The sequence below is a fragment of the Collinsella sp. LCP19S3_H3 genome, from assembly GCF_052119145.1.
GTDB lineage: Bacteria > Actinomycetota > Coriobacteriia > Coriobacteriales > Coriobacteriaceae > Collinsella.
In genome coordinates this window covers 1-25495 of sequence record NZ_JBQKFW010000019.1, presented here as the reverse complement: position 1 = coordinate 25495, position 25495 = coordinate 1, and the positions used below count along the sequence as shown (strand labels likewise).

The window sequence follows — 25495 nt, the reverse complement described above, 5'->3', positions numbered from 1 at the left end:
GCGCCCTTCGAGGGCAAGGTGCTCGCGGTGGCACTTGCGATTCCCGTGGTGGAGCTTGTGCTTTCGATTGTCGCCACGATTGTGCCGCTCAACAGCTCACCCGCCGAGATGACAAAGTTGCCGATTCTCGTGGGCGTGGTAATCGGTGTGCTGTTGGGCGAGGTCTCGCGCCTCATATCGCGCCGCGGCCGCAGCGTCGATAATCCCGGCGTTGGTGCAAGGGGGACAGGTTTCTTTGCACCAAAACAGTAGCGCCGCGAGCTGCGCGGCGCTTGCTGCATCTTGGATTACCGCTCGCGGTGCTCGGGGTCAGAAGCGAGTTTAGGCGCAAAGTAGGGGACGTGTCCCAGGTAAGGGCAGCTGTCCGTACGTTCGTCGACAAGACAGGGGACATCGTCGTAGGTGAGTGAGTCGCTCAGGCGGGCGATGGCCTTGGCGGCAGGAGCGACGAGCATCTTGAGCGGTGCGATAGGCGCCATGGCATCTCCTTTTCTTCATGCGACCCGTGTTCTGGCGCGAATGTATACGTTGCCAGTCTAGCATCCCGTCGCGGAGAGTTCAAAACCAACACAAATGCGACGGCTATTTCTGCGCTATCTTCAACGTCTCAATCTGTAACGTCTAGCTTAATAAATCGCCTCTACTTGTTACAGATTGAGATAAACCGCCGGAGCGGGCCGTTTCCTTTCTGAACCACCACATAAGTGCCTGTTCCTTCTGTAGAGGTTTGGGTGTCGTATTGGCGTTTACCCAGATAAAACCTACCAAAATGACCCCGTCTACTCTTTGAGCCAGAGCCGACACTAATTCAAATGGCGAAATCAAAGGGCGTTCTCCGTATGGAGGGCGCCTTTTTTATCGCAGGATGTTTTGCGCGGCAGTCATAAGGCCCAGTCGGTTGCTGACGCCGAGCTTGCGATAGATGGCGTTGACGTGCTTCTTTACGGTCGACTCGCTTATGAATAGCTCGTTTGCCATTTGTTTGTTCGTTTTGCCGTCGAGCATGAGCCGCATGACTTCGGCTTCGCGCGGTTGGATATTATGTTCTGCAATGAAAGCATTCAGCTGGTTTGTGTCTTCGGTCTGGGTGAGTTTAATGCCCCGAGGATAGAGGTTGGCGAGCGCGAGGCTCGCGTGCCGAGCGATTTCGAGGAGGATTGCGAGCTCGGTATCGGTAAAGTCTCCGGCCGTGCGTTCGCGAAACAGGGCGATGCTTCCTAGCGGGCTGTCGTTGTGCGCGAGCGTGGCCGTACAGCCAAAGTAGACGCCCTGCGGTTCCATCCATTTGCGATAGATGGGCGTGGCATCGCGTCGCTCGACGTCGACCAGGTCGAGGTCGCGGTAGACGCCGACCTTATGTAGGTCAAAGCTCCATGTTGTATAGTCCATCGCGGCGTAGCGGTTGTAGTAGTCGCTCAGTGCGCGGTCGTCCATTCCGCTGCTTGCAGGATGGACGTAGCGTGGGGCATCACTGTCCGCCGCCTCGATCAGGTCGAACATGGCGATCCGATGGGGCACGAGCCCTGTCGTTCCCTCGAGGGTCTCCTTTTGCAGCTTATCAATACCGTGTGATGCGTGGATTGCAAGCGCGAGCTCGTTGAGAGCAGTCCAGGTCGTACTGTCCAACTCAATAGTCTGCTGTTTATTGCATGGGGGCATAGGGCGTCCTTTCCATTGTGGAACCCAGTATGTCATGTTCTCGGCCTGAATAGAACTTTAGGTCAGCGAATGGTATACCGTCGGTCGTTGAAAGGGGCTCGAGGGACCATTGAGAACATCTCGGTGCGGCCGCATCATGGTCTCGTCAAGCAAAAGCACCGAGATTTAGGAGCTTGAAATGAAGACAATCTACGAGAGTGAATCCACGCCTAAGAAGGACGGGTTCTATATGCCCGGTGAGTATGAGGAGCAGGAGCGCACCTGGATTCTATGGCCGCACCGCTCCGACGTGTGGCGCTGCGGTGCCAAGCCGGCGCAGAAGGTCTTCACCGAGATCATTAAGACCGTTGCACGCTTTCAGCCCATCACTGTGGGCGTCAACACCGAAGACTTCCCCGCGGTGTGTGAGATCTTCGACGGCGTTGAGAACGTGCGCGTTATCCACATGGAGTACAACGACAGCTGGATTCGCGACCCCGGCCCGGCATTCCTCGTTAATGACAATGGTGAGGTGGCCCTTTCGCACTTCCACTTTAATGCTTACGGCGGCTTCATTGACGGCCTGTATTTCCCGTGGGACAAGGACGCTTCCATTGGCCTGCAGGTGGCACAGCTTGAGCAGGTTAACCGTTATCGTCCCGAGGACTACATCCTCGAGGGCGGCTCGTTCAACTGTGATGGTCAAGGCACCGTCGTGACCACCGAGATGTGTCTGCTCAACGAGGACCGCAACCCGCAGTACACCAAGGAGCAGATTGAGGAGAAACTCTCTGAGTATCTCGGTATCGAGAAGGTTATCTGGATCAAGGACGGAATCGATCCGTACGAAACGAACGGCCATGTGGACGACGTCGCATGCTTTAGTGCGCCCGGCGAAGTTTGCTGCATGTGGACCGACGATCCCAACCACAAGTTCTACAAGGAGTGCCAGGAGGCGTACAAGACGCTCTCCGAGGCCACGGATGCCAGGGGTCGCAAGCTCAAGATCCACAAGGTGATCATGCCTGCGACATCGGTATATATGACCGAAGAAGAGGCCAGCACGATCGATCCCGTCGAAGGCGTGCTGCCGCGTACTCCCGAGGACGCTTTCGAACCGAGCTATCTCAATTTCCTGCCCATCAACGGTGCGGTGCTTGTACCGCAGTTCGGCGATCCCAATGACGCCCAGGCGCTCAAGGATATCCAAGCTGCTTATCCGGACCGCGAAGTCATCGGTATCATGACCCGTGAAGTTATCTACGGCGGCGGCAACATCCACTGCATCACCCAGCAGCAGCCTAAGGCGCGCTGTAAATAGCAGTTCCATGGTGAACAGCGCTTGATTGACCGCACGCGAAAGTCCGCCGACTTCAATGGTCGGCGGACTTTTTGTGTGGTGGTTTCAGCTGAACGGCGGGCCGTGCGGCTTGGATGTGCGGGCTAATCCTGCGTGTCGCCTCCGTACATGTAGACGATAAAGCCGTCGCCGGTGTCCTGGCTGTGATCTTCTAGGATGCGCTTCATGTTGAGGTGCTCGTAGAACTGCCAGTCGGAGTTGCAGTCGCTCATCAGGAAGAACTTGGTGCAGCCTGCCTTGGCGAGCTCGGCGCGCGCAAGGTCGATGAGCTCGCGGCCGAGTCCCTTGCCCTGCCACTCGGGCGCAATGATGATCAGGTTGAGCTGGCCCTGGGCATACTCGTTGCCCGTGGCGGCAAAGCGGTCGGCCGTGGCCTTTTCACGACTGTCGCCAAAGAGCGAGCCCTCGAGCTTGGCATCGGCGGTCTTTGCCATCTCGGTTGCCTGGATAAACAGCTCGTCGTAACAGGGCTCCCAGGTGGGATTGGTACGCGGCTTGCCGTCCTCGAAGATGCCGATGCAGCAGGCGGCGATAATGCGGCCCTCGGCCTCGGCGACGAGTGCGATGGGGGAACGCTGCAGCTGCATGGCGATGTTAAAGCGTGCGCAGAAATCGGCGGCTTCGACGTCGCCGCGGTTGCGCAGCGTGTTGCACCACAGCTGGTTGTAGATGGCGGCGATGCCGGTCAGGTCATCAAGCGTGGCGGCGCGCAGGGCTACGTTCTCAAGGCTCATGGAGGCTCCTTCCAAGTTGGGTCAGGCCATCTATGAGTGTGACATGGACGCAGGGCGGCCGCATCGACCATTCGGCAGACGAGCCTCGATTCCTCGGGGACGGAGGGTTCCAAGAGAGAATGAGAGTGGATTATCGGACGCCCGCTCGACGAGAGTGGATAATCTCCCACTTTTAGCGCTGATATAGGCCAAAAACGGGAGATTATCCACTCTCATTCTGGGTAGTCGTTGGGGACGTTCTTAAACGACTAGTCAAACAAGAACGTCCCCAACGACTACCATCGCCGAGACCATGGCCGGCCTCTCCGGCACCCGCATCACTGGCTAGTTTCGCCCATGCGCTGGGGTGGGGGATATGCGTCTTTCACCCTTCCTTTCTTTGGCTGGATTTTGCGCTGAAGACAGCGATCTGCATGTCTTTGGCGTAAAGTTTATCCTTAGCACATATCAATAAGCGAAAGGCCCGGTAGTGAGTACGTTCTGCTTCTTCTACGGAATCACATTCGTCTTGGTTTGCATGGTGGCGGTGTGCGTATCGGTATGCACGTACCTCGTCTCACATCGAACAAGCTACTTGACGGTCTCGGCCTTCTTTTTCTTCGACATGCTCGAAAGCGCCATCGTATTCCTCGATGAGTATCAGGGCCGTAAGATGATGGCAGATATCCTCAGCAGACAATTTCCCATGACTCACCCCATAGCGAAACTCGTCCTATCGATTGGAATCATGGCGAGCATGTGGGCATTTGCATTGGCGATCGTAAACAAGACGAGCCGGCTTCACATGCTCGTGCCCTGCATCGCCTTTTCTGCTTTCGAGGCCATGTCGCTTGTGTTGCAGCCCGATTCAATCAAACAACTCGCCTTTTATGCGTTGCGCTCCCTGTTCATGTTCGTGGCGTTTGGCATGATTTTCGTCTGCTACCGCAAAAGCAAGCCGTTGGCGCGAAAGAGCTTCTATGCACGCTACGGCAGGTTTCTTATTGTGATGGCTGTGTTGACGGCGTTTGTTCTGATAGAGGATGTACGCGTTCTCGGGCTGAATATTGGGCGGATCGAAGTCACCGATTACCTGTATTTTGCCTACGGCAGAAACATCCCAGAGAACATCATGAGCGTGGTGGCCGCGATATATACCGTTCGTGCGGCGTCGCGGATCTTGTCGTTGCGCTTTTCTGCTCCGCCCACAACGTCTGGCACCTCTGCCAAGCAGATTGCGGAGGTCCGCTTCTCGGCATTCTGCGACCAGTACGATATCTCCGCGCGTGAACGCGAAGTGCTCGACCTTCTGCTCGATGGTCAGGATAACCGCGCCATAGCGAATGAATTGTTTATCTCTGTCGGCACGGTCAAATCGCATGTTCACACGATATTCCGTAAATGCGGTGTCTCATCGCGGTCCGAGCTTCTTCAGAGCTTTTGGGCAGGTTAAAGGCAGGGTTATAGGGGATATAAGCCTCCGCTTACGGCAATAACCCCGTTTGTGCTGACAAGTTTATACCCGGGGGTGCTATTCAGGTGATAGCAAGCGTCGCAAAAGCGCGGCGATGTCAACTGAAAGGTGGGTTATATGAAGACCTCTATCCCCCCCGTTTCCCGTAGAAGCTTTCTCGGCCTGAGCACGTTGGGCGCCGCGGCTGTTGCGGTGGGTGCCGCCGGTTGCGCCAACAATTCTTCAAATGCCGGAAGCACCGGTAGCGCGAGTTCCGATAAGGCATCCATCGTCTTTCGTAACGGCACGATTCAGACGATGGTCAAAGAGGGCGACACCGCGGCCGCCCTGGCTGTCTCGGGCAACAAGATCGTATATGTAGGCGAAGACTCCGGTGTTGACGAGTACATCGATGACAACACGCGCGTCATCGATCTTGATGGCGGTATGGTGATCCCCGGCTTTATGGACGGGCATATCCACGCTCCGGGCAACTGGGTGACCGCGCTGTACGAAATCGATCTTACCAAGGCTACCACGATCGATGAGTATAAGAAGGCGGTCAGTGATTTTGTAACCAAGCATCCCGATGATGAGGCTTACGTTGGCGGCTCGTTCATGATCAACGCCTTCGAGCAAGAGGATGGCACCAATCCCGGTCCCAACAAGTCCATCCTCGATGAGATCTGCTCCGATAAGCCCATCATGCTGACCGATGTTTCCTATCATTCGGTGTGGGTCAACAGCCGTGCACTCGAGCTTGCGGGCATCGATAACGATACCCCCAACCCCACGGGCGGCATCATCACCCGCGATGCAAACGGCGAGGCGACTGGCTACTTGATCGATTCTGCTGCAGCTATGGTGAGGGAGGTTGTCTCCGTCGAGCATACGGACAAGGAGCTTGAGAACGCTATCGACAAGTACCAGCAGGTGGCTACGAAATACGGCATCACCGGCATTACCAACATAAGCGTCGTGGGAGATTCTACGGCACAGGATTGCCAGTTCTATACTGACCTTGAGAAAGATGGCAAGCTTAACCTGCGCATGCGAGTACTTCCTACCATTAGGCCCGGCATTACGGCTGAAGAGGCCATTAAAACCGTGAAGGACCTCAAGAAGTTCGATAGCAACATGATCTCTACCGGTACGGTTAAGATCTACTCCGATGGCGTTACCGAGGGCGGCAGCGCCGTGATGCTCGAGCCATATACCTCCGCCGCCGGTAAGGGCGATAACTGGCACGGCGAGTCCGTCTGGGATCAGCAGGAGTTCAGCGACATGGTGGCCGCTCTCGACAAAGAGGGTGTTCAGATTCATGTTCACGCGATCGGAGATGGCGCCGTCCACAATACACTCGATGCCTACGAGCGCTGCGTCAAGGAGAACGGCGAGCGCGATGATCGCCGCAACACCATGACGCATGTGTGTGCAATCACCGACGAGGACATTCAGCGCGTCGTCGATCTCGACATTGTGTGCGCGTTGCAGTTCCTGTGGATGTATCACGATCCTTTGTGCGACCTCGAGATCGCCTTTGTGGGCGAGGATCGCGCCATGAAGTTCTACCCCGTCAAGAATATGCTCGAGGCCGGCTGCTTTATCTCCGGTGCGAGCGATGGCCCGGTCACCGGCTATGCGCCGCTCGAGGAGATTGAGGTGGCCGTTACGCGCAACAGCCCGTATCCCGAGGAGGAGGACACCGATATGTACCGTTGGCCCGAGCAGGCCATCACGGCATATCAGGCGCTCGAGGCATACACCAAAAACGTTGCCTTCGAGAACTACATGGAGGATAAAATCGGTACGCTCGAGGTGGGCAAGCTCGCCGACATCACGGTGCTCGATCAAGACATTCTTCATTGCGATCCCAAGAAGATCTCCGATACCAAGATTCTGTTCACTGTCTCTGATGGCCGTATCGTATACGAGGGATAATCGGTCGATCGAGGTAAAGAGCGGACGATCTGCTCGGTAGAACGCTAGGGTGCCAGCCGTCGTCGCGATTTAGTGCAGGCCGCCGCGGATGCGTGAGCGTCCGCGGCGGCGCTTTTTTGCGGTGGTCATGGGGGACGTTCTTAAACGACTAGTCAAACAAGAACGTCCCCAACGACTACCCCAAAAGGAGCGTCCCCAAGTGCTAGCTTTGGCAACGACGCTGGTAGAAAAACGTCAGCGAAAACCCGTACACGCGAGCAAGGTGCCTTGAAGCGAGGCGGCATTGACCTTTTGGTCATGCCGTCGAAGCTGAAAGGCAGATTGCCGCTCTGGCGGGTTTGCAGCGTCGGCCGGTTACGGCGTTTGGTAAAACGCCGTAACCTACACCCGCTCTGCGATCTCGTGGATGAGGTAGTCGGTCTTTTCCCAGCCCAGGCACGGGTCGGTGATGGACTTGCCAAAGACGCCGCCGTCGACAGACTGGTTGCCGTCCTCCAGGTAGGATTCGATCATAAAGCCTTTGACCAGCTTGGAGATGGACTCGTTGCGGCGGCAGCTGTCGAGCACCTCCTTGCAGATGCGGTGCTGCTCCAGCGGGCGCTTGCCCGAGTTGTCGTGGTTGCAGTCGATGATCGCCGCCGGGTTGGCGTAGCCGGCATGCTCGGTATAGCGCTCAGCCAGACGCTCCAGATGCTCGTAGTGGTAATTGGGGTAGGTACGACCGTCGAGACCAATGTAGCCACGCATGACGGCGTGCGCGAGCGGATTGCCGTCGCACTCGACCTCCCAGTTGCGGAAGATGAAGCTTTGATGTGCCTGGGCGGCGTAGATGGAGTTGAGCATAACGGTGGTGGAACCGGCGGTGGGGTTCTTCATGCCCACAGGCACCGAAATGCCGCTCGACACCAGACGATGCTCCTGGTTCTCGACCGAGCGCGCGCCCACGGCGACATAGCTCAGCAGGTCGACGAGGTACTGGTAGTTGGACGGGTAGAGCATCTCATCGGCGGTAAAGAATCCGGTCTCCTCGATGACTCGCAGGTGCATATGGCGGATGGCCTTGACGCCCTCGAGCAGGTCGTCGGGAGCCTCGGGGTCGGGGTTGTGCAGCAGGCCCTTGTAGCCGGTGCCCTTGGTGCGCGGCTTGTTGGTATAGACGCGCGGAATGATGATGAGCTTGTCCTTGACCTCTTCGGCGACCTTGGCCAGTCGGTTCATGTACTCAAGCACCGAGTCCTCGCGGTCGGCAGAGCACGGGCCGATAATGAGCACCTTGCGCGCGTCCTCGCCGGTAAAGACCTTGGCGACCTCGGCGTCGAATGCCTGTTTTTTGGCGGTAAGATCGGCGGAAAGCGGCATTTCCTCGCGGATTTCCATGGGGATCGGCAACCTGCGCTTGAATTCCATGGCCATACGGGGCCTCCTCAATCAAATAAGACAAAGTGTGCATTGTCGAATGCTCGGCATTATCCGCTGTCGCACGCTAAAGTGCAAGCCTTCGTCACCCCAAAACCTGCCAAAAAGGGACAGGTTTATTTTGGCAGGTTTTATCTGGGCAAACGTTGGCTGGCCCTGGAATGGAATGATACCACGCGGCTTGGAAGAGGCCGTCGATTTGGTCCCAGGGGAGGCGGTTTGAGGGTCGCAGAACAAAAAACGGGGGCACAGGTTGTCCTGCGCCCCCGTTCTCGGGTGTTATTCGTTCCCTGCGGCAGAATTTACGCCGCTTCGTCGAACTGCGAGTTGTACAGGTCGGCGTAGAAGCCGCCTTGGGCGAGCAGCTCGTCGTGCGTGCCCTTCTCGACGATGTCGCCGTCGCGAATTACCAAGATCACGTCGGCGTTGCGGATCGTGGACAGGCGGTGTGCGATAACAAAGCTGGTGCGGCCCTGCATCAGCGCATCCGTGGCGCGCTGAATAAGCTCCTCGGTGCGGGTATCGACGTTGGATGTCGCCTCGTCCAAAATCAGCGCCGGGCGGTCGGCCAAAATGGCGCGGGCAATGGTCACGAGCTGGCGTTGGCCCTGCGAAAGGTTGGTGCCTTCTTCGTTGATCATAAAGTTGTAACCGCCGGCGAGCGTATGGATAAAGTGGTCGCAGCGTGCAGCGCGTGCAGCGGCCTCAACCTCGGCATCGCTTGCATCGGGGCGTCCGTAGCGGATGTTCTCGCGGATGGTGCCGTTAAACAGCCACGTATCCTGCAGCACCATGGCAAACTCGCCGCGCAGTGCCGCGCGGTCCCAATCGCGTACGTCGACGCCATCGACGCGCAGCGAGCCGCCGTCCACGTCGTAGAAGCGCTGTAGCAGCTTAATGAGCGTGGTCTTGCCGGCGCCGGTGGGACCGACGATGGCGATGGTCTGGCCGGGCTGTGCCTCGCAGCTAAAGTTGTGGATGATGGTCTTGTCGGGCGTGTAGCCAAACTTGACGTGGTCAAACTCCACATGGCCAGGTCGCTTTTCGGGAATCTGCGCGTCGGCCTTCTGCTCCTCCTCGGGCGCGGCCAGGAACTCAAAGACGCGCTCGGTGGCAGCGGCCATAGACTGCATCGTGTTGCTCACGTTGCCCAGCTGCTGCACGGGTTGCGTAAAGTTGCGAACGTACTGGATAAAGCTCTGGATGTCGCCGGGCGTGGCATTGCCGGTCAGCGCGAACTGTGCGCCCACCACGATGACGCCCACGTAGCCCATGTTGCCCACCAAGCTCATAAGCGGCATCATCAGGCCCGACAGGAACTGCGAGCGCCAGCCACTAATAAAGAGGCGGTCGTTTTGACGGTCGAACTCTTCGATTGAGGCCTCGGCGCGGTCGAACACCTGAATGACGTTCTGGCCGGCAAAGTCCTCCTCGATAATGCCGTTGACGGTGCCCAGGACCTGCTGCTGCTCGCGGAAGTACGGCTGCGAGAAATGAATCATCACGGTCAGGATAATCGCGGCGGCTGGCAGTGTGAGCACGGTGACGCCGGTAAGCGACAGGCTGATCGACAGCATCATGACGAGCACGCCGATAATCTGCGTCACCGACGTGATGAGCTGCGTCACGCTCTGGTTGAGCGACTGGCCCAGCGTATCGACGTCGTTGGTGATGCGGCTGAGCACATCGCCCTTGCTGTGTCCGTTAAAGTAGCTCATCGGCACGACAGCGATCTTGGCGGCGATTTCCTTGCGCATGCGGTAGCAAATCTTTTGCGTGACGCCGGTCATGAGCCAGCCCTGGATGAGGCTGCAAACAGAGCTTGCCAGATACAGGCAGAGCAAAAAGCCGAGCGTCTTGGCGATCCAGGCAAAGTCGACATCGCCGGTACCGTTGACCTTGGCGACTAGGCCTTCGAACAGCTTGGTCGTAACCTGGCCGAGCACCTTGGGTCCCACAATGTTAAAGACGACCGAGCACACGGCAAAGGCGACGGCGGCAAGCACGGCAACCTTGTGTTGACCGATATAGCCGAGCAACTGCCGCATGGCGCCCTTAAAGTCCTTGGCCCTTTCGCCGCGGCCTATGCCACCCATGCGGCCCATGGGACCGCGCTGGCGGGTGGGCTTGGGAATCTGAGTCTTGGTCTCGTCTGCCATTAGTGCTCGCCTCCCTCCATAACGGCTGCAATTTCTTCTTGAGAGACCCCCAGCTCCTCGGCGGAAAGCTGTGACTGTGCGATCTCCAGGTACGCCGGGCAGCTGTGCAGCAGCTCCTCGTGCGTACCAGTGCCCACCACGTGGCCGTCGTCGAGCACGATGATCTGGTCGGCGTGCATGATGGTCGCGATGCGCTGGGCTACGACAACGAGCGCGGCGTCGGTAACGTTTTTGGCAAGCTCTTCGCGCAGGCGCGCGTCGGTCTTGTAGTCGAGGGCGCTAAACGAGTCATCGAACACCAGGACCTCGGGCTTTTTTGCCAACGCGCGGGCGATGGCCAGACGCTGGCGCTGACCGCCCGAGACATTGGAGCCGCCCTGGCTGATGGGGGAGTCGTAGCCGCCCTCGCGCTCGGCGATAAAGTCCTCGGCTTGGGCGATGCGCGCGGCCTCGTGCATGTTCTCGTCGCTTACCATGTCGCCGGCAAACTTAAGGTTGCTCTCCACGGTGCCCGAGAACAGACGTCCCTGCTGCGGGATGTAACCAATGCGGCGGCGAAGCTCGGAAAGGGTCATATCGCGCACGTCGATGCCGTCGAGTGAAATGCTGCCGCCCGTGACGTCGTATAAGCGCGGAATCAGCTGTACGAGCGTGGACTTGCCCGAGCCCGTGGAACCAATGATGCCGAGCATCTGACCGGCATGCGTGGTGAAGTTCACGCCGCTCATGACGTCGGCGCGGGCATCGGGATACTGGAAGCTCACGTCGCGGAAGGTGAGCTCACCGCGCGGTGCGCTGGCGGCGGGCAGTTTGGGCGAGGCGGGGTCGTTGATGCTCGTGGGGCAGGTGATGACCTCTTCCACGCGCTCGGCTGCGACCTCGGCGCGGGGCAGGATGACCGAAACCATGGTGAGGATCATAAACGCCATGACGATCTGCATGGTATAGGAGATAAACGCCATCATGTTGCCGACCTGCATCACGCCATCGGACACGCCCTGCGCGCCAAACCAGACGATAAGCACGGTGATGCAGTTCATGACGAGCATCATGAGCGGCATCATAAAGCTCATGGCGCGATTGGTGTAGAGCTGCGTGGTCATTAGGTCGAGCGAAGCCTTGTCAAAACGCTCGAGCTCATGCTCCTCGCGGTTGAACGAGCGGATGGGCATAAGGCCGTCGAGCAGCTCGCGGGCGGTGAGGTTCACGCGGTCCACAAAGCTCTGCATCTTTTTGAACTTGGGCATGGTGAGGCCCATAAGCACGCCGACGACGGCCGAGACCGCGATGATGGCCACGGCGATGGTCCACTCCAGGCCGGTGTGGTTGGCCAGGACGCGCATGACGGCGACGATGCCCATGACGGGGGCCATCAGGCACATGCGGATAAACAGGGTTGCGGCCATCTGAATCTGCTGAATGTCGTTGGTGCAGCGGGTGATGAGCGAGGCCTGGCTAAACTTGCCCACCTCGGCCGGCGAGAAGTGCATAACCTTGTTGAAGGTCTCGCGGCGCAGGTCGCGTGCGATGGAACAGGCGGTGCGCGAGGCCACGGCGCCGGTCAGGATGGTGGCGATGAGCGAGATCAGGCACAGACCAAACATCGTGGTTGCCATGCGGCCCAGATAGGCGTTCTGCACGTCGGCGGGGTCGATGCCCTGCGCCTTGTACTCGTCTTGTACATAGCTCACGGCGCGTTGGGTCACGATGGAACCCGACATGGAGCCCATTTTGTCCGCCATATCGTTGGCGCCCTCGACGAGCTTGCCCTGGTCGATTAGGCCGCCTTCAACGCCTAGGCGCAGGCTCTTCATGGTGATCTTACCGCCGTCGGTATCAATCTGCTTTTGCATGTTCTGCGCCGCCGCGGCCTTCTGCTGCATCTCGGCGAGCTGCTCGGGCGTCATTGCCGCCATCTGCTCGGGGGTGGGCATGGCCTGGGCGGCGTTGTTGTTATTCTCGCTGGACGAACCCATCATGTCATCCATGGAGTTGGCGTCAATGCCCTGGTTGAACGAAAGGACGACGGTCTCGGGCAGGCTCACGATGTCGGCAATCTTGCCGCCGTCGGCGCGCTCCTCCTCGGTGCCCTTGTACGTTCGAATGCCGTTATTATCCGCCTTGCTAAACACGGCCTCCACAGCTTTGGCGTCCTTATCGCTCATAAAGAGTTCGAGGTCGTCGAGCGATTCGGTGCGAATGGTGTCAGGTACGGGCGAGGCGATACCGCCTTGCTGCACGCCCACGTCGACGATGTCGCTCATATACGTAGGCAGCGCCAGATCGGCGTTGCAGCTGATTACGATAAGTACGATAGCTGCGAACAGTGCCAGGACATGCTTTTTAAAGAGCTTGAGAATCCTCACTCGGCATCTCTCCTTTCTTGATTGCGGTCGATAATTTCGTTGGCACGCCTAAGAAGGCGCACCATCTCTTGGGTATCTGTTTCGCCGAGCTGCTCGAGGAAGGCCGCGGTGCGGTCCTCGAATTCCCGATGCTTGATTTCGAGATCATGGAATCCCTTGTCGGTCACCGTGACGTGTACGCGACGACGGTCGGTCTTTGAGTGCTCGCGCTCGACCCAGCCTTTGGCTTCGAGAGCGCGCAGGATATTGGCGATGCGGGCGCTCGAGACCCAGGCACGATCGGCGAGTTCGCTTGGCGTGAGCGAACCGCCAGCGAGCATGAGGGCGCGCATGACGGCCATCTCGCCACTGAGGGCTTTGTCCGCAAAGCGCGAAATGCGCTGATGCATGCTGCCGAACTCGGTAAGGAGCTGACGCCCAAGTTCACGGAAATCGGTATCTTTCACCGAAAACCCCTAACACTAGAAACTATTTCCGGTGAAAAATAATACCCCCGCTCAACCATCCTATTCGGTAGATTTCTGGACATGTCCCAAAAATCTACTTGGCCACTAGGCAATATAAAGAGCGCATAAAGACTTAAAATAATTCAATTGCTGAAGCGTTTCAAAGAACTATCATGCCCGCGGTTAGGCGAGGGGTTGTCACCACCATGACGACTGGGACTCATTTATCGCCATGTGCGATGCTCCAACTTCCCGCAAGGAGACACCTGAATCAAGGGGGTTGGAGTCATGGCATTTGACTTCACGGGTAAAACCGCGATCGTTACCGGTGGCACTCAGGGCATTGGCCTCGAGATTGCCAAGGGTATCGTTGCGGGCGGCGGACACGTCGCGCTCATCGCAAGGAACGCTGCTAAGGGCGAGGCGGCTGTGGCCGAGCTTGGCGAGGGCAACAAGTTCTATCAGCTCGATGTCGCCGATGCGCCCAAGGCGCGCGAGACCGTCGAGCAGATTTTTACGGACCTGCCGCAAACCAACATCCTGATCAACTGCGCCGGTGTCATCAGCACCAAGAAGTTTGACGAGATCGACGACACCGAGTGGCGTCGCACCATCGACATCAACCTCAACGGCACCTTTACCATGATGAATGCCGTGTACCCGCACTTTAAGGCGGCACATGCCGGCACTATCGTCAACGTGAGCTCCGTTGCTGGCAAGATCGGCGGCGGCCTGCTCGGCACCGCGGCCTACGCGAGCTCCAAGGCTGGTGTCAACGGCCTTACCAAGGCGGTCGCCAAGGAGGGCGGTAAGTTCGGCATCCGCTGCAACGCTGTGTGCCCGTCGCTCACGCTTACCGACATGACGTCGATCCTTTCTGACGAGAACTCTCAGCGCATCATCAACGGTATTCCTCTGGGTCGCGCCGCCCAGGCCAGCGAGCCTGCGCAGATGGTGCTGTTCTTCGCTTCCGACCTCGCCAGCTTCGTGAACGGCGAGATCGGTGACTGCGACGGCGGCATCGTCCTGGACGGGTAATACCCCGCGGTAATCGTTTGGCGGCGACCCTGGCGACTCGGGGTTGTCGCCTTCTTTCTGACATAGGCGCGTGCGGCTACGATTCGCATGCATCCAAAGGAGATATATATGAGTGAATCGACTGCGGTGGAGGCGCCGGCTGCAAAGGAGCCGTTCTTTAAGATGTCCTCCATCCCGGGCGCCAATATTTTGGTGCCGCTTTTGCTGGGCTGCTTGCTCAACACGCTATTCCCCGACCTGTTCAAAACGCTCGGCAGCTTTACGCTTGGCATGACTCAGCAGGGTGCAAGCCCGCTCGTGGGCGCTTTTTTGCTCATCGTCGGTACGACGATTTCGTTTAAAAGTGCTCCTGCCGCCGCTGCACGCGGCGCCGTCATCATCGCTGTCAAGCAGATCGTGGTCGTTGCCGTGTCGCTGCTCATCCTTTATGTATTCAACGACAACCTTTTTGGCATCTCTGCCATGGTGATGCTGGCGGCTTGCACCGGCGCCAACAACGCTATGTACGCTGGTCTGATGGGCACCATGGGCAACGAGGCCGAACGTGGCGCCGTCGCCATCACCACACTCGTTGTCGGCCCTCCGGTCACAATGATCGTGCTCGGCGCTGCTGGCCAGGCTCCGATCGGCTGGTCGCTCGTGGGCGCCATCCTGCCGATCGTCGTCGGCATTGTTCTGGGTAACCTCTTCCCGAGCTTTAAGAAGATGATGGCTCCGGCACTTTCCGCCATCATCGTGCTCGTCTTCTTTGCCATGGGCTCGACCATGACCTTTGGCCAGCTCATCAACGGCGGTCTTCCCGGCATCCTGCTCGGCGTGATCTGCTCGGTGGTCTTTGCAATTCCCGTCATCGCGGTCGATAAGTTCACGGGCGGTACGGGTGTCGCAGGTGCGGCCATTTCGAGCTGCGCCGGAGCCAATGTGGCCACGCCTGCCGCCATGGCAAGCGTCAACGAGGCCATGTACGGTGGTGCCGTGCTCGCGACGGCTACGGCGCAGGTTGCAGCGTGCGCCATCGTGACGGCCATTTTGACCCCGCTGGTCACCAGCTGGTGCTACAAGCATTTTGAGGGCCAGGGTCACGGCGACAGCAAAAAGGCCGCGGTCGACAAGGTCACCGCAGCCGCCTAATGCCAAGCGGCAATCAAAGCTAAATAACTAGCCACGCCACAGGGCGGCTCCGGGGGAAATCTCGGGGCCGCCCTGCAGTTTCTGTGGGTCTCTGGGACACTTTACCCTGCTAAAGCTGGCATAACAGCTAGAGTGAACGTCGTACAAAGGCAAGGAAAAATACCAAACAAATCGGTGAACGGTAGTTGTTCACGCTCGCATTTCCTGCGGATTTGTTAAAAACGCCCTAATGGTATAAAAAAAGAAACATATAACAGCCCTGATGAAGGGGGTAGCTATGTTATCCTTCTCAAACGGGTGAAATCTTGGGTTTTGGGTTGCAGTTCCAAGGTGGACAAACGTTTTTCCCTGTGCTAACGCGCGATGGAAGGCGAATGAAGCCGGTCATGCAACCCGAACATTCAAGAATTCAATAAGCAGCGGTGTGAGAGAGCGCCGCATTATACGTAACTAGGAGCGTGGTTACACAATGCAGGAGGCATGGGAAGGCTTCAAGGAAGGCATCTGGACGGGAGAGGTTGACGTCCGAGACTTCATCCAGAAGAACTACACCCCCTACGAGGGCGACGAATCGTTCCTCGCCGGTCCGACCGAGCTTACCAAGGAGCTGTGGGGCGAGGTCCTCGACCTGCTGCTCAAGGAGCGCGAGCAGGGCGGCGTCCTCGATATGGACACCAAGACTGTCACGGGTATCGTGAGCCACCCCGCTGGCTACATCGATAACGCCCACCGCGAGAAGGAGACCATTGTTGGCCTCCAGACTGACAAGCCGCTCAAGCGCGCTCTGCACGTCAACGGTGGTATCCGCATCGCTTGCCAGGCTGCCAGCCAGCACGGCTACAAGGTCGACGAGAACGTTGTCGAGCGCTACACCTTCGAGCGCAAGACCCACAACGCCGGCGTCTTCGATGTCTACACCCCCGAGATGCGTGCTTGCCGCTCGGCTCACATCATCACCGGTCTGCCCGATGGCTATGGCCGCGGCCGCATCATCGGTGACTACCGTCGTGTCGCCCTGTACGGCGTCGACTACCTGATCAAGGACAAGGAGGCTCAGAAGGCTTCCACCCCGACGGTCATGACCGCCGACAACATCCGCGATCGCGAGGAGCTGCAGGAGCAGATCCGCGCCCTCGGCGAGCTCAAGATGATGGCCGAGACCTATGGTTTCGATATTTCCAAACCTGCTACCAACACGCAGGAGGCCATCCAGTGGATGTACTTCGCCTACCTCGCTGCCGTCAAGGAGCAGAACGGCGCCGCTATGTCCATCGGCCGTACCTCTACGTTCATCGACATCTACGCTGAGCGCGACCTTGCCAACGGCACCTTCACCGAGGAGCAGATCCAGGAGTTCGTGGATCACTTCATCATGAAGCTCCGCATGGTCAAGTTTGCCCGTACCCCCGAGTACCAGGCCCTGTTTACCGGCGATCCGCAGTGGGTCACCGAGTCCATCGGCGGCATGGGTGTTGACGGCCGTACGCTCGTTACCAAGATGAGCTTCCGCTACCTGCACACGCTCGAGAACATGGGCACCAGCCCCGAGCCCAACATGACCGTTCTGTGGTCGACCCGTCTGCCCGAGAACTTCAAGAAGTTCTGCGCCAAGACTTCTGTCGCCAGCTCCTCGGTCCAGTACGAGAACGACGACCTCATGCGCGTTTACCACGGCGACGACTACGGCATCGCCTGCTGCGTGTCCTCCATGCGCATTGGCAAGGAGATGCAGTTCTTCGGCGCTCGTGCCAACTTGGCCAAGTGCCTGCTGTACGCACTCAACGGCGGTGTTGACGAGGTCTCCAAGAAGCAGGTCGGCCCCAAGTATCGCGCCGTCGAGGGCGACACGCTCGATTACGATGACGTTATGGCCAAGTACAACGACATGATGAAGTGGCTCGCTGGCGTGTACGTCAACTCGCTGAACATCATTCACTACATGCACGACAAGTATTGTTACGAGCGCATCCAGATGGCTCTGCACGACAAGCACGTGCACCGCTGGTTCGCTACGGGCATCGCTGGCCTTTCCGTCGTGGCTGACTCCCTGTCCGCCATCAAGTACGCCAAGGTCCACCCCGTCCGTGACGAGAACGGCATCATCGTCGACTTCGAGACCGAGGGCGAGTTCCCCAAGTACGGTAACGACGACGACCGCGTCGACCAGATCGCTCACGACGTTGTGCACCAGTTCATGGAGTACATCCGCATGAACGACACCTACCGCAACTCCGTGCCCACGACCTCGGTTCTGACCATTACCTCCAACGTCGTGTACGGTAAGAAGACCGGCTCCACGCCCGATGGCCGCAAGGCTGGCCAGCCGTTCGCCCCGGGTGCTAACCCCATGCACAAGCGCGATAGCCACGGCGCCATCGCTTCGCTGTCTTCGGTTTCCAAGCTCCCGTTCCGCGATGCCCAGGACGGCATCTCCAACACCTTCTCCATCATCCCGGGCGCGCTCGGCAAGGAGGACCAAGTGTTCTTTGGTGATATCGACCTTGATCAGCTGGGCGAGTAACTATTGTTAGTGCTATACTAACAATAACGATTACTGATTAGTGCGCCGGTTTCGGCCGGCGCCTATCGATTGAAGGAGACACATTATGAAGGTTTCTGAAGTTTCCGAGACTCAGGCCGACAACCTGGTCCACATGCTCGACGCTTACGCCGAGAAGGGTGGCCACCACCTGAACATCAACGTCTTCAACCGTGAGACGCTGCTCGACGCTCAGGCTCACCCCGAGAAGTACCCGCAGCTGACCATCCGCGTTTCCGGCTATGCCGTGAACTTCCACACGCTCACCAAGGAGCAGCAGGACGAGGTCATTTCGCGTACCTTCCACAACAAGTTCTAAAGGGGTTTAACTCCCGCAGGATCGCCGGGGCTGTTTGGGCTACCTCCCAAAACGTCCTCGGACATGCAAGAAGCCCTCGCTGCGCACTTCGTGCGGCGAGGGCTTCTTGCGTCCTGCGGAATGTTTTGGGAGGTAGCCCAAACAGCCCCGGCGGGGGTCCTTTGTAGTCACCCTTTAGGCGGAACGCTCCTAATGGGTTGAGCGTTCTGGATACTTACTTGCTACCGTTTATCGCGTATAGCTACCGTTTGCGGAGTAAGTAACACTTAGTAATAAACCGTGTAAAATCTCAGTTAAGAACGGAGTTTTCCAGGGAGACGCTGTCCTTTGTTGTGTGCAAGGGACGGCGTCTCTTTGGCGCTTGGAGGCCGTTCTGTAGCAGGACGGCGGACGTGCGTCACATATTAAAAAGTCAACGTCGAGATGGGTCGTGATAAGAATGGGCAAGTACGTAATCGTGGTTGAATCTGGTTCGGATGTGACGCCAGAGCTCTGCGAACGCTACGGCATCGTGCGTGTGCCCATGCATGTCACGATTGGTGACGAGACCGTCGAGGACGGCTCGATCGATCCGCTCGAGATCTATTCGCGCTGCAACGAGTTTGGCGTGATGCCCAAGACCAGCGGCTGCGCGCCGGCAGATTTCTCTCGCGTGTACGACCGCATTCACGCCGAGCAGCCCGACGCAACCATTTTGCATCTTGCGTATTCCGAGGCCACGACCTGTTCGCATCAGTCCTCGAAGATCGCGGCAGAGGGGCGCGACTACGTGTTCTCCATGGACACGCGTTTTGTCTCGGTGGGCCAGTCGCTTGTTGTCGTCGAGACCGCCAAATACATCGAGGCTCATCCCGATGCCACCGTCGACGAGATCTTCGCCTTCGCGAGCTCCGTTATGGACCGCGTGTTGCTGGGCTTTGTTCCTACCGACCTTGCCTTCCTTAAGGCGGGCGGTCGCTTGTCCAACGTCGCGTTCCTAGGCGCCCATCTGCTCAAGATTAAGCCCTGCATTGAGGTAACGGGTGGCAAGTTCGTGGCGACCAAGAAGTTCCGCGGCTCTATGCTCAAGTGCGCCCGCGCCTTTATTGACCACATGGTTGCGAAGGGCGAAATTGACTACTCGCACATTGGCCTGGCGTATTCGGTAGGCCTTTCCGAGGAGCTGCGCGACGACATGGAAGTCTATGCGCACGACCTGGGCTTTAGGGACGTTACCTGGACTCAGGTCGGCGGCGTCATCTCGAGCCATTGCGGCCCGACCGCCTTCGGCGCGGTGCTCACGCTCAAGGCGTAACGCCTGGCGTCTATCGATTTCTATTGCCTCGGCGGCGGGCGGGTTGCGACAACCTTCCCGCCGCTTTTGCATGGGGCCGAATAGGACAATCCAATTGACCGCTAAACCGTTTCGCCATCAAGCATATAGGCTAGAATGACTCTGGCATTTATGTAGCTAAAACCAATGAGAGGCAAGGTAGCGGGAATGGCTGAGATGAAGCTCGAGGGTATGGACGCTCGTCCTGAGGACTCCGCGTTTGCCCTGGGCCGCGTGCATTCGATCGAGACGATGGGAACGGTCGATGGACCTGGCATCCGCTTTGTGGTGTTTGTTCAGGGCTGCCCCATGCGCTGTGCGTATTGCCACAACCCCGATACCTGGTCGGTTAACGGCGGCACCATGGTGACCGTCGAGCACCTGATAGACGAGTTCCAGAGCAACCATGAGTTTTACCGCAGCGGTGGTATTACGGTATCCGGCGGCGAGCCGCTCCTGCAGCCTGAGTTCTTGGCCGACCTGTTCCGCGCAATGCACAACAACCCCGATGGTCGCGTACATACCTGCTTGGATAGTTGCGGCTATGCGTTCGACCCCGCGCATCCCGAGAAGTTCGATGCCGTACTCAACGAGACCGATATGGTGCTGCTCGACATTAAACACGCCGATTCCGTCGAGCATAAAAAGCTGACCGGTTGCGATCCTGCGCGCATTCTGGCGTTTGGCGATGAGCTGGCGCGTCGCAGGATCAAGGTCGTTATCCGTCACGTGGTAGTACCGGGCATTACCGACACGGCAGAGGAGTGCGAGGCACTCGGTCGTCTGATTGCCCCGTGGCATAACGTGGTGGGCCTGGAAATGCTGCCGTATCACACGATGGGCGTCGTCAAGTATGAACAGTTGGGGATTCCCTATAAGCTCGAGGGCGTTCCACAGATGGATGCCGCGCGCATCCCCGAGCTGCGCAACGCCGTCATGACGGGCATGAAAAAGCGCCGCGCGGAACTCAAAAACGCCATCGGCTAGGGGTAGCTCATTTGGGGCCGGTAGGGTGGAGAAGTAGCTAAAAGAGCCCCGTCCTAAAAAGACTGCTCTCTGGGTTGCGGTGAGATGCGCAACAGAATCGTGCCATTTGGATAAATACGCTTGTGGTTTCTTTAAAGACACCTTAAACGCTTCTGAATATCTTTGGAAAGAAATGACTGCTCGGTATTATGCTGCTCGTATATGAACGGGAGCAATCAGGAGACCACGTGCGAAACAACGCATCGCGGGACGAGCATGTGCCGCAGCATAGCAGCAGATATGAGACGAAGGGCACGTCTTCGCGTGGCCTTGCCGACGCTCACATCCGCGTGACGAAGATTGCCGCCATGGGGATGCTAACGTTGGCGGTTATTATCCTCGGAATTACCGCTAAAACCTACGCGTCGGAGCGAATGGCACACTCAGATGCGTCAACGGTACAGACGCAAAACAAAAAGGTCTCTAAATCTAAAGCCACCGCAAGTCAAACCCTGTCGACAGCGAGCCTCAAGACGAGGCTTTCGAAGGCGGACTTTAACGATATTCCCTCAGGCGATACCGTGCAGACCTTCTCACTGGTTGATGACCAGATCCCCGTCCTTGAGGATGAGAGCCTCGCCGCGCTCCAAGATACCCTTGATCAGGCCCAGGAATTGGGCGACGTGGGTGTGGTGTTTTACGATCTGTCGAGCGGCAAGGGCGTGACGTATAACGCGGACGCCGAGGTGTACGGTGCGAGCAGCTACAAGGCGCTCTATGTACTCTACGTCTGCGAGTTACTGGTCGAGACAGGGCAAGTATCGCTCGATGATACTCTGGGCACCTATGGCGGCTACAGTATGGGCTGGCTGACGGTTCGCGACCTGATCGAGACCTCGGTCGTCAACTCGGATAACGACTCGTTTATCGCGTTGCGTGCAACGTTTGATCAAGATGGCTACGAGGATTGGATTGCCGCACTCGGCGTCGAAGACGAGGTCGCGCTCGATCCAATGAGCGATTTCCCAACCTACTGCCCGCGCACCTCGGCCAAGTTGTGGCGCGAGATGAGCGAGTATTTGAGCCGCGAGAGCGAGACGTCGCAATGGCTGTCGGGCCTTCTGGCCTCTACGACCCGGTCCTTTATCCGTGACGGCATTGCGGACGACCATGCCATGGTGCGTAACAAGGCCGGTTGGATCAGCGAGGCAGGTTGCAATGCGACGTGCGATGCTGGCCTCATCGATGTCGATGGCGATACCTACATTATGAGCATCATGACGTCGATGCCGTGGAGTGACCGTTCGAGTGAGGCCGTGGCCGCCATCGCCAAGGCGCTCTACGATACCCGCGCTGCGCTGGCCTAACGGCTTCGTATTGCGCGGTTGAGTCAAAATGCTGGTACCATACCGTGGATAAACAGTTTTCACAGGTTTGGGGGATGGTATGCCTACCATCGCAATCATCGGTGCACTCGAAAAAGAGGTTGCGCAGATTAAAGAAGAACTGAACGGCGCCCATGTGTCGCAAGAGGCAGGCTTGAGCGTTGTAAGCGGCGAGCTCAACGGTCTGTCAGTGGTCGCCACGACCGCTGGCATGGGAACCGTAAACGCCGCTGGTGCAACACAGCATCTCATCAGCAAATATGCTCCGCAGGCCGTTGTGTTTTCGGGCATTGCGGGTGGCTTAAACTCCAAACTCCATATCAATGACGTGGTTATTGGCAAGTGCCTGCGCTATCTGGATACCGACACGGCGCTCATCGCCGAGTCGGCGCCGGAGCTTGAGGAGTTTGCCTCGACACCGGCTCTGGTTGACATCGCCACCACCGTGCTTGCCGAACATGGGTTTATCGATGCTGACGCTTCCGATTCCACTGCGGAGAAGGACCCTAAACAGTTCCTGGTTGGCACTATCGCTACAGGTGACCGCTTTGTAACGGGCGACGCCATGCGCACCGCCGCCATCGACGTGACGCATGCCGATTGCGTTGAGATGGAAGGTGCTGCGATTGCCCATATTGCAGCCAAGAACGGTGTCGATTGTCTGGTGCTGCGTGCTATCAGCGATAATTGTGACGAGGCATATGACGCGTTTTGCGAGCGAGAGTTCGATTTGGACGAGTACGCCCGCACCGCGAGCGGCATCACACTCGATATCGTCCGCTGCATCGCCGCTGCGTAATCGTGCATCCCTATTGTAAGAACCTACGACCAAGGAGTATCCATGGCCGATTCCATTAACTACCAGCTTGCCAAGTTCGTCGCCAGCTACGGCAAGGTTTCGCAGATCCCCGAGTCCACCTGTCCCGAGGTGAGCTTTGTGGGCCGCTCCAATGTGGGCAAGTCGTCCATCATGAACAAGCTCTTTGGCCGCAAGAACCTGGTCAAGGTTTCGAGCACGCCGGGCAAGACGAGCAATATCAATTTCTTCGAGGCCGACGACGTGCACTTTGTGGACCTGCCGGGCTACGGTTTCGCCCGTCGTTCCAAGGCCGAGCGCGACCGCTGGGCCGAGCTCATCGGCGACTTCTTCGACTCCGAGCGCAGCTTTAACCTGGTTGTGTCGCTGGTGGACATTCGCCATGACCCCAGCAAGCTCGACCATGACATGATCGACTACCTGCAGGGCAACGAGTTCAACTTTATCGTCTGCCTCACCAAGGCCGACAAACTCAGCCGCACCCAGCAGGCACGCCAAGCGGCAGCCATCAAAAAGCAACTCAACGTCCCGGCCGAAAACGTAATCATCACAAGCTCCCAGACCGGCACCGGCATCGACGAGCTCAAGCGCCGCATTGCCGAGGCCTGCCTCTAGTAGGGGCTCTTGGCAGACAATAGTATTCATCCATCTATATCACCCCAGTGATAGTTGTTGGTACACTATCACTGGGGTGATATTTTTGTTCGGAGGTCGATATGGAGCTTTGGCACGGGTCGGAGGTTGTTGTCGAACGTCCGTCGTTGGATAAATGCAGACAATTCAATGACTATGGGCGCGGGTTTTATTGCACGTCACATGAGGAAATGGCGATGGAATGGGCATGCCGGACCGAGTCTGATGGCGTTGCCAATCGATATGAGCTTGATTTAGATGGCCTTTCGGTCTTGGATTTGGAGTCTGGGGAGTTTTCAATCCTCAATTGGCTTGCAATTCTGGCGAATAACAGAGAGTTCAATGTTTCGACGCCATTGGCGCGTGAAGGGCTTCGCTATCTACTTGATAACTGCTTAATTGATACATCTCCTTATGACGTTATTCGAGGCTATCGTGCTGACGACTCCTATTTTTCGTTTGCAAGACAGTTTGTCAGCGGCATGATATCGCTCAGACAGCTGCAACGTATCATGTGCTTGGGTGATTTGGGTATCCAATATGCCCTTATGAGCGAGCGCGCATTTTCGATGATTAGATTCTGCGATTGGAAGCGGGCTTCGGGGTCTGAGTTTTATCCCAAGCGTTTTGAGCGAGAGCAGAATGCTCGACACAAATACTTGGATACGGTCAATGGGTTCGATTCCGAAGGCATCGACATTAGGGATTTAATGGCAGGGAGGGTTGATTTAAATGATCCAAGAGTTAACAGATCGTGGACCGAGTAGGACATATCCCGTCTACTACCTCGAGGACGCAATGAACAACCTCGGCGACTGCTTCGACTATGCCGTCAATGACTATGGAGCAGAAGGATCTGAAGTTGCTGAACTCTTTTGCCTGAGCGGGGTTGCTCGCGAGTTTGAACGCGGCAACGCATGGGTAGTGTCGGGAAAATCGGGTGTTGAGCTGTTCGCGCTTATCGCTGAAAGGTCGGGCTATCAAAACAGGCCTATACCGGACTGCACCTATCGATTTGAGAAGACGCCGGAATATTGGGCGGGCTGGATGCTGGCATACCTGCAGTGGCGCCTAGGAGAGTCTTTCGAAGATTTGCTGCATGTCGTTCCATTTGATGTGCTGCGCAGTCTGTATTACCCCTGGCACGAAGCATCGGAGGAACGAGTGGCTCGCCTCGTCTGCGATATGGCGAAAAAAGCGTCCAGGCAAACCAAACTTGCGTTAGCAAGAAAGAAGCTTAAGAAAACCCAACAAGACCTAGCATACGAATCGGGTGTGTCACTCCGCTCAATCCAAATGTACGAGCAGCGCCAGAGAAACATCAATGAGGCTTCGGTAACAAGCGTAAGAGCCATAGCAGAAGTCCTCCACTGCAACATCGAAGACCTCCTAGAACCAGTCTTCGAATACAAGGAACCCAGTGCGGCGTAAACCAAGCACATAGTCGAAGCCTGTTGCTGGTAAGTGCTCCAGCCTAGCAAGAGCCCCTATCAATAAAGGGCCATAATTTCAGCCCGGCGCCCCTTCAAAGCGTGGGTCCCTATAGACATCGCTAGCCACGTTGCCATAGGGCCACCCGGGGGCATCCCCTTAAAAACATTCCGCAGCACGAGGCCCGCTTATCCGCAGCTCCGAAGGAGCGCAATATTAAATCAGCGAATGCGATTATCCTGTCGAGGTCGCGTAGGTCTCCTTGGGGCTTCCCCTGAAAACAATCCGCAGATCGAATTGCCCCGTCGCGCGCAGCGCACGACGGGGCCATTAATGATCGCGGCCGTTTTCAGGGGTACCCCCACCGACACCAACGCGACCTCGACAGGATAATCGCGTAGCGTGATTTAATTTTGCGGACCTTCGGAGCTG

General features: G+C 57.5%; 21 protein-coding genes and 1 pseudogene. 15 read left to right on the top strand and 7 right to left on the bottom strand.

Annotated features, from left to right (window positions below):
• Positions 1 to 252 (top strand): annotated as a pseudogene (locus tag ACTQZF_RS08715) (hypothetical protein); the annotation flags it as partial.
• Positions 253 to 287: 35 nt separating this feature from the next.
• On the opposite strand, the gene ACTQZF_RS08710 reads toward ACTQZF_RS08715, so the two are convergent.
• Positions 288 to 479 carry a hypothetical protein gene (locus ACTQZF_RS08710; protein ID WP_427794893.1) on the bottom strand — a complete coding sequence of 64 codons (192 nt, stop codon included), beginning with the start codon at positions 477 to 479 and terminating at the stop codon, positions 288 to 290.
• Between the two features lie 376 nt (positions 480 to 855).
• On the bottom strand, positions 856 to 1659 hold the full coding sequence (locus ACTQZF_RS08705; protein WP_441555066.1) for a helix-turn-helix domain-containing protein: 804 nt from the start codon (positions 1657 to 1659) through the stop codon (positions 856 to 858).
• A 178-nt stretch (positions 1660 to 1837) separates the two neighbouring features.
• On the opposite strand from ACTQZF_RS08705, the gene aguA reads away from it, so the two are divergent.
• Complete coding sequence (aguA, locus tag ACTQZF_RS08700) at positions 1838 to 2959, top strand: agmatine deiminase (RefSeq protein WP_441555065.1); 1122 nt, start codon at positions 1838 to 1840, stop codon at positions 2957 to 2959.
• Positions 2960 to 3081: 122 nt separating this feature from the next.
• Here aguA and ACTQZF_RS08695 read toward each other — a convergent pair whose 3' ends face one another.
• On the bottom strand, positions 3082 to 3732 hold the full coding sequence (locus ACTQZF_RS08695) for a GNAT family N-acetyltransferase (RefSeq protein WP_441555064.1): 651 nt from the start codon (positions 3730 to 3732) through the stop codon (positions 3082 to 3084).
• A gap of 469 nt (positions 3733 to 4201) precedes the next feature.
• On the opposite strand from ACTQZF_RS08695, the gene ACTQZF_RS08690 reads away from it, so the two are divergent.
• Positions 4202 to 5164 (top strand): LuxR C-terminal-related transcriptional regulator, encoded by a 963-nt coding sequence (locus tag ACTQZF_RS08690; protein WP_441555063.1) that lies wholly within the window; start codon positions 4202 to 4204, stop codon positions 5162 to 5164.
• Between the two features lie 138 nt (positions 5165 to 5302).
• Positions 5303 to 7105, top strand: a complete 1803-nt coding sequence (locus ACTQZF_RS08685; protein WP_427795518.1) for an amidohydrolase — start codon at positions 5303 to 5305, stop codon at positions 7103 to 7105.
• A gap of 381 nt (positions 7106 to 7486) precedes the next feature.
• Here the strand turns inward: ACTQZF_RS08685 and ACTQZF_RS08680 are convergent, their stop codons facing one another.
• From ACTQZF_RS08680 to ACTQZF_RS08665, 4 genes are all read right to left on the bottom strand, one after another.
• Entirely contained in the window at positions 7487 to 8518 is a 1032-nt protein-coding gene (locus ACTQZF_RS08680) for a 3-deoxy-7-phosphoheptulonate synthase (RefSeq protein WP_427795519.1), read from the bottom strand.
• A gap of 305 nt (positions 8519 to 8823) precedes the next feature.
• Positions 8824 to 10680, bottom strand: a complete 1857-nt coding sequence (locus tag ACTQZF_RS08675; RefSeq protein WP_441555062.1) for an ABC transporter ATP-binding protein — start codon at positions 10678 to 10680, stop codon at positions 8824 to 8826.
• Positions 10680 to 13046, bottom strand: coding sequence for an ABC transporter ATP-binding protein (locus tag ACTQZF_RS08670; protein WP_441555061.1), 2367 nt, complete (start codon positions 13044 to 13046; stop codon positions 10680 to 10682). Before ACTQZF_RS08670 ends, ACTQZF_RS08675 begins: the two co-directional genes overlap by 1 nt.
• A complete protein-coding gene (locus tag ACTQZF_RS08665; RefSeq protein WP_154514934.1) occupies positions 13043 to 13492 on the bottom strand; it encodes a MarR family winged helix-turn-helix transcriptional regulator in 450 nt (149 codons plus the stop codon). The genes ACTQZF_RS08670 and ACTQZF_RS08665 overlap by 4 nt, the downstream gene beginning before the upstream one ends.
• Before the next feature lie 288 nt (positions 13493 to 13780).
• On the opposite strand from ACTQZF_RS08665, the gene ACTQZF_RS08660 reads away from it, so the two are divergent.
• From ACTQZF_RS08660 to ACTQZF_RS08610, 11 genes are all read left to right on the top strand, one after another.
• Positions 13781 to 14530, top strand: coding sequence for an SDR family NAD(P)-dependent oxidoreductase (locus ACTQZF_RS08660; RefSeq protein ID WP_427728112.1), 750 nt, complete (start codon positions 13781 to 13783; stop codon positions 14528 to 14530).
• Positions 14531 to 14638: 108 nt separating this feature from the next.
• Positions 14639 to 15661, top strand: coding sequence for a 2-keto-3-deoxygluconate permease (locus tag ACTQZF_RS08655; RefSeq protein WP_441555060.1), 1023 nt, complete (start codon positions 14639 to 14641; stop codon positions 15659 to 15661).
• A 469-nt stretch (positions 15662 to 16130) separates the two neighbouring features.
• The gene (gene pflB / locus ACTQZF_RS08650; protein ID WP_441555059.1) at positions 16131 to 18182 is read left to right on the top strand and encodes a formate C-acetyltransferase; all 2052 of its coding nucleotides are present in this window, start codon (positions 16131 to 16133) and stop codon (positions 18180 to 18182) included.
• A gap of 85 nt (positions 18183 to 18267) precedes the next feature.
• Entirely contained in the window at positions 18268 to 18519 is a 252-nt protein-coding gene (gene grcA3, locus ACTQZF_RS08645) for an autonomous glycyl radical cofactor GrcA3 (RefSeq protein ID WP_055252439.1), read from the top strand.
• A gap of 439 nt (positions 18520 to 18958) precedes the next feature.
• Positions 18959 to 19813: a DegV family protein gene (locus ACTQZF_RS08640; RefSeq protein ID WP_154514928.1), complete on the top strand. Its 855-nt coding sequence runs from the start codon at positions 18959 to 18961 to the stop codon at positions 19811 to 19813.
• A 186-nt stretch (positions 19814 to 19999) separates the two neighbouring features.
• A complete protein-coding gene (gene pflA / locus ACTQZF_RS08635; RefSeq protein WP_441555058.1) occupies positions 20000 to 20818 on the top strand; it encodes a pyruvate formate-lyase-activating protein in 819 nt (272 codons plus the stop codon).
• Between the two features lie 227 nt (positions 20819 to 21045).
• Positions 21046 to 22164: a serine hydrolase gene (locus ACTQZF_RS08630; protein ID WP_441555057.1), complete on the top strand. Its 1119-nt coding sequence runs from the start codon at positions 21046 to 21048 to the stop codon at positions 22162 to 22164.
• Between the two features lie 79 nt (positions 22165 to 22243).
• Positions 22244 to 22981, top strand: a complete 738-nt coding sequence (gene mtnN / locus ACTQZF_RS08625; protein ID WP_441555056.1) for a 5'-methylthioadenosine/S-adenosylhomocysteine nucleosidase — start codon at positions 22244 to 22246, stop codon at positions 22979 to 22981.
• A gap of 42 nt (positions 22982 to 23023) precedes the next feature.
• Complete coding sequence (gene yihA, locus ACTQZF_RS08620; RefSeq protein ID WP_055252447.1) at positions 23024 to 23614, top strand: ribosome biogenesis GTP-binding protein YihA/YsxC; 591 nt, start codon at positions 23024 to 23026, stop codon at positions 23612 to 23614.
• A 101-nt stretch (positions 23615 to 23715) separates the two neighbouring features.
• Positions 23716 to 24399, top strand: a complete 684-nt coding sequence (locus ACTQZF_RS08615; RefSeq protein WP_441555055.1) for a DUF3990 domain-containing protein — start codon at positions 23716 to 23718, stop codon at positions 24397 to 24399.
• 31 nt (positions 24400 to 24430) lie between these two features.
• A complete protein-coding gene (locus tag ACTQZF_RS08610; RefSeq protein WP_441555054.1) occupies positions 24431 to 25063 on the top strand; it encodes a helix-turn-helix transcriptional regulator in 633 nt (210 codons plus the stop codon).
• Positions 25064 to 25495 lie beyond the last annotated feature (432 nt).

Excerpts from the sequence above, each read along its gene's own strand:
- ACTQZF_RS08710 (WP_427794893.1), bottom strand. The coding sequence starts at position 479 with ATGGCGCCTATCGCACCGCTCAAGATGCTCGTCGCTCCTGCCGCCAAG.
- ACTQZF_RS08705 (WP_441555066.1), bottom strand. The coding sequence starts at position 1,659 with ATGCCCCCATGCAATAAACAGCAGACTATTGAGTTGGACAGTACGACC.
- aguA (WP_441555065.1), top strand. The coding sequence starts at position 1,838 with ATGAAGACAATCTACGAGAGTGAATCCACGCCTAAGAAGGACGGGTTC.
- ACTQZF_RS08695 (WP_441555064.1), bottom strand. The coding sequence starts at position 3,732 with ATGAGCCTTGAGAACGTAGCCCTGCGCGCCGCCACGCTTGATGACCTG.
- ACTQZF_RS08685 (WP_427795518.1), top strand. The coding sequence starts at position 5,303 with ATGAAGACCTCTATCCCCCCCGTTTCCCGTAGAAGCTTTCTCGGCCTG.
- ACTQZF_RS08680 (WP_427795519.1), bottom strand. The coding sequence starts at position 8,518 with ATGGCCATGGAATTCAAGCGCAGGTTGCCGATCCCCATGGAAATCCGC.
- ACTQZF_RS08675 (WP_441555062.1), bottom strand. The coding sequence starts at position 10,680 with ATGGCAGACGAGACCAAGACTCAGATTCCCAAGCCCACCCGCCAGCGC.
- ACTQZF_RS08660 (WP_427728112.1), top strand. The coding sequence starts at position 13,781 with ATGGCATTTGACTTCACGGGTAAAACCGCGATCGTTACCGGTGGCACT.
- ACTQZF_RS08655 (WP_441555060.1), top strand. The coding sequence starts at position 14,639 with ATGAGTGAATCGACTGCGGTGGAGGCGCCGGCTGCAAAGGAGCCGTTC.
- pflB (WP_441555059.1), top strand. The coding sequence starts at position 16,131 with ATGCAGGAGGCATGGGAAGGCTTCAAGGAAGGCATCTGGACGGGAGAG.
- grcA3 (WP_055252439.1), top strand. The coding sequence starts at position 18,268 with ATGAAGGTTTCTGAAGTTTCCGAGACTCAGGCCGACAACCTGGTCCAC.
- ACTQZF_RS08640 (WP_154514928.1), top strand. The coding sequence starts at position 18,959 with ATGGGCAAGTACGTAATCGTGGTTGAATCTGGTTCGGATGTGACGCCA.
- pflA (WP_441555058.1), top strand. The coding sequence starts at position 20,000 with ATGGCTGAGATGAAGCTCGAGGGTATGGACGCTCGTCCTGAGGACTCC.
- mtnN (WP_441555056.1), top strand. The coding sequence starts at position 22,244 with ATGCCTACCATCGCAATCATCGGTGCACTCGAAAAAGAGGTTGCGCAG.
- yihA (WP_055252447.1), top strand. The coding sequence starts at position 23,024 with ATGGCCGATTCCATTAACTACCAGCTTGCCAAGTTCGTCGCCAGCTAC.
- ACTQZF_RS08615 (WP_441555055.1), top strand. The coding sequence starts at position 23,716 with ATGGAGCTTTGGCACGGGTCGGAGGTTGTTGTCGAACGTCCGTCGTTG.
- ACTQZF_RS08610 (WP_441555054.1), top strand. The coding sequence starts at position 24,431 with ATGAACAACCTCGGCGACTGCTTCGACTATGCCGTCAATGACTATGGA.